Origin of the sequence: Phaeospirillum tilakii, from assembly GCF_042683125.1 — a bacterium.
GTDB classification, from domain to species: domain Bacteria; phylum Pseudomonadota; class Alphaproteobacteria; order Rhodospirillales; family Magnetospirillaceae; genus Phaeospirillum; species Phaeospirillum tilakii.
This window is the reverse complement of the sequence record NZ_JBHUIY010000078.1, coordinates 1-3,950: the sequence shown is the minus strand read 5'-3', so window position 1 is coordinate 3,950 and position 3,950 is coordinate 1. Positions and strand designations below refer to the sequence as shown.

The 3,950-nt window shown below is 50.6% G+C and carries 1 protein-coding gene; it reads left to right on the top strand.

The genetic code is table 11. From position 1 onward, the window contains the following. The coding region (locus ACFSNB_RS18425; protein WP_377319243.1) for a hypothetical protein at positions 1–190 on the top strand (190 nt) is incomplete at its 5' end. Positions 191–3,950 lie beyond the last annotated feature (3,760 nt).

Sequence of the window (3,950 nt, the reverse complement as noted above, 5' to 3'; positions counted from 1 at the left end):
GTACCCATTCCTTTGCTTCTCCCATCCTGAAACTGCCACCTGGAAGAAAGAACGACGTCGTTTTCCTTCAGAAAATGCGATTTCATGCCACATACCTTCTTTTAATACCAAGTCATACATTTCCCTTCAGCAACCAAGAACTGACTTTTATATTGGCATTCGACAGATTGGTGAACATACCTATCAGTGATAGTAGCGCCCCTCCCCTCCCCCGCACACACACACACACACACACACACACACACACACACACACACACACCCAAGATCAGAACCAAACAAAACAAAAAAAATTGCTTTCTTACGTTTCACATGTCAGGATGGTGCCAGACACTCTTATTGGATAGTCAAAAATCTCTTTTGTTTCTGTGTAAAAGGGAGGTCCTTTCAAGGCGTGAATGTTTCAGAACTTTAATTTATTTGGAAATGACCCAGCTCTTCAGTACACTGTCGTCACTTAGTTTAGCACAGGATAGAAACTCGGGTAACCAAAACACCTGGAGAAACGATTGTATGTTCAGTTCAGTTCAGTGGCTCAGTCGTGTCTGACTCTTTGGGACCCCGTGGCCTGCAGGACGCTGGGCTTCCGTGTCCATCACCAACTCCAGGGGCTTGCTCAAACTCATGTCCATCGAGTCAGTGATGCCATCCAACCATCTCATCCTCTGTCGTCCCCTTCTCCTCTGCCTTCAATCAAGACTCTCATAGGCAGATATTTTCGAGTGTAATTAGTGTTCATAGTTTATCTAAAAGCTCATATCACATTTAATTTTTCGTTTTGTTCCTGTTCTTTCGAGGTACTTTCTCGTTGACAAGCTTGTGACAGATAGAACGATATAGCAATTTTTACCTTAGAACAAACCGAGGCACTATGAACATTTTGTGCTTCATGTTGATGACTCTTAGACATGTCTACAGTAGAGGAGCAAAAACAAAACTACTAGATATTTCATATTGACTAGTTCCCAGTTCACGGGACTCTGACATTCCCTGAGGTCAAAGTTTTCTTGTATTGGAAGCAGTTGGGTTTGCAAGGGCTGCCTTGTCTTGAGACCATTGAAATAAGAACTCAGAACTTGAGCACTATTATCAAAAATCACAAGGCTCACACTGACACAGACATCAATCCAGACAGACAAGACAAGACATCTTCCAGTTTTCCGCCTGAGATGGAAAAGATTTCTTTGAGCCGTTTTTTCTGGGGAGTGGGGGGTGGGGCTGGCGGCCAGGCAGGCTTTGGGAAGGAGCTCATGGTTTGGAATTGCATATGAAAAGAACCAGCTTTCCGGGTTCCAAGGAATCAAGTTTCCTTGGAAACCAACTTTGTCCGGTTCTGTAGAATATCATGGCCCTCCTAGGTCAGGTCGTCTTTCCTTTCCGTAGCCCTCGTTTGATCCCTGAATTCTAGACAGCTTGGATTGCCTCTGTGGGCTGGATGGATTGTCCTCCCGTTTCACCGGGCGGCGGGAGCGAGGTCCCAGAGGCTCTCCTGGAACCGGGCGTGGGGGCGGGGCTCACCGGGAGCCCGTGGTGAAGGTGGGCAGCGCACCGGGAGCGCGCCCGGGGCGGGGCGAAGCCGGGCGGCGCGGGTCGGGAATCGGGTCGTGGCGGGGATGGGGGGCGGTCCCAGTTGTGCTCCGGGGATCCCCACTGCGGCTGGGAAGGCACCGGGAGCATGGCAGGGGCGGGGCGGCGCGGGGCGGGGGTCGGCTCCTGGCGGGGGTGGGGGAGGGCTTCCCCGTTGTCCTCTCGGGGGTCGCCGTGGCGGCTGGGAACGCCCACTGCGTGCGCTCCTGGGTCCCCAAGGGTCGGCATCCAGTGGGCGCGGCGGAGGGGTGCGGACCACAGGTCAGGGAACTGGGACTGCGTGGAGCAGGGAACCACGTAGTCCGCCCTCTGTTGGCACAACCTGGCGGTCGCAGAAAGGCCTCGCCTTTGGGCTCAAGGCCTTGACCGCTCCACCCCTTTGCTGAAAGGTCAGAGCCGCGCGGTTTTCCCAAGCAGCCGAGTGTCCGCTGCAAGTCCAAGGGCCAGAACCCTGAACTCTGGCCGGCTGGCCCAGCCCTGCTTCTGGCACTTTGGAGGCCAGCGGGCCCTTGACCACCTGCTGGGATGGGAAAGGGAAGGGTCCACGAATTGCACCCTAGAAACTTAGTAGGGTGCATGGGTTTCAAAACCCGGTGGCCGCCCAGGCAGCAAACAAGGGAGGAGGGCACCCTGCTGCCCTTTCATGGCAGCATCTGTGGCTGTCCTGCTGAGGGGGCCTTTCCATGGGGACCGTGTGCAGTACAAGTTTGGTGTTTTGGAACCGAATAATTAGAACGTGTAAAAATTTTAAATGATGTGGTGGTTTGATTCAAACAAAACAAAACCAAACAAAACAAAAAACCAAGCTCCAAGTTTTTTGCAAATTTAGGTCTTAATATTGAAGGCCTGTGTTCCTTCCACTGTGGCATTGTACGAAGAAATGTGCGGGTTTTTTTTTTTTTTTTAATTTGCTTTTTGTTTTTCTTTTTTTTTAGAAAAGATTCCGAAAAATGAGGGAAACAGGAAGCCCAGAGGTGCCCCTGTAGTTTGGCGAAGGCCTTAGGAGGTCACTTGGAAATGCTGCTGGCTGTGAGGGGGGGAGGGGGCAGATGTGCACAGAGCTGTGCAGGCTTGTCCTTTGCATGGATGTTCTTTGTAGAAATCCACCTCGGAGCCATCTCCTGATGTGTAAGAATTTCCCAGACAAACCTTGAGCTAAGCAATGCGTTTTTTCCTTAGGAAATGTTGGTCTTCAGCGATGTTCAAAGCCTGTGTATTTCGGCTAGACTCTGGCTTCAGGTCGGTTCCCCCAAAAGGCTCAGAAGCGACCTGAACCAAACAGTAAGTTTTCCTCCTACCTTGTTCTCCTCATCTACGTTAAGAGTATACTTTAAGAGTATCCTGGCACATACATGTACTGCCTCACCCCTAACCTCAGTCATGTGTTCCAAGAACTTCTGTCCGTTTATTTATTTGTTTTGGGTAACATTGAATTCGTTTTGACTATGCTGGGTCTTTGCTGCTCGCTGGAAGTTGCTAGGACCTCTGGACTGCAGTCTCCCATCTCTTGCTGACCTCTTGTTGACCTCTGCAGAATCCTGGTTGGTGGGAGCTTGTTAGTTCCTTGTTCCTTACCCGGACCTCCTGTGGTTAAGTGTTTTCTCTCCTCTGTGGCCTGGTAAGGCTGGGTGGTCATTGGCATCCCAAAGGTGGCTAGAAGTCAATGATTTAGGCAGGCTTGTGAATAGATATGGGAGAAGGCAATGGCACCCCACTCCAGTACTCTTGCCTGGAAAATCCCATGGACGGAAGAGCCTGGTAGGCTGCAGTCCATGGGGTCGCTCAGAGTCGGGCACGACTGAGCGACTTCACTTTCACTTTTCACTTTCATGCATTGGAGAAGGAAATGGCAACCCACTCCAGTGTTCTTGCCTGGAGAATCCCAGGGACTGCGGGGCCTGGTGGGCTGCCGTCCATGGGGTCACACAGACTCGGACACGACTGAAACGACTTCGCAGCAGCAGCAGCAGCAGCAGCAGCAGCAGCAGCGCATAGATATCAAAAGGGTTTAGAACAGTCAGGTAGGATCACACAAGTCACCGTGAAGCAATACTTCTCCACTTAGCCAAAGCTAACAAAAGATTTCTCTTCTAGGTCAACCTAGAAGAGATCACGGAAGAGGTAAAGAAACTTAAAATCCATTAGCAAAGGCAGTTCAACCTCTCAAGAAACCTTGTGCTAGGCACAACACTCTTTTCTGGGGGTCCACTTTCCCTACAACCTCCTGATCCCATTCGGTACCCATTCCTTTGCTTCTCCCATCCTGAAACTGCCACCTGGAAGAAAGAACGACGTCGTTTTCCTTCAGAAAATGCGATTTCATGCCACATACCTTCTTTTAATACCAAGTCATACATTTCCCTT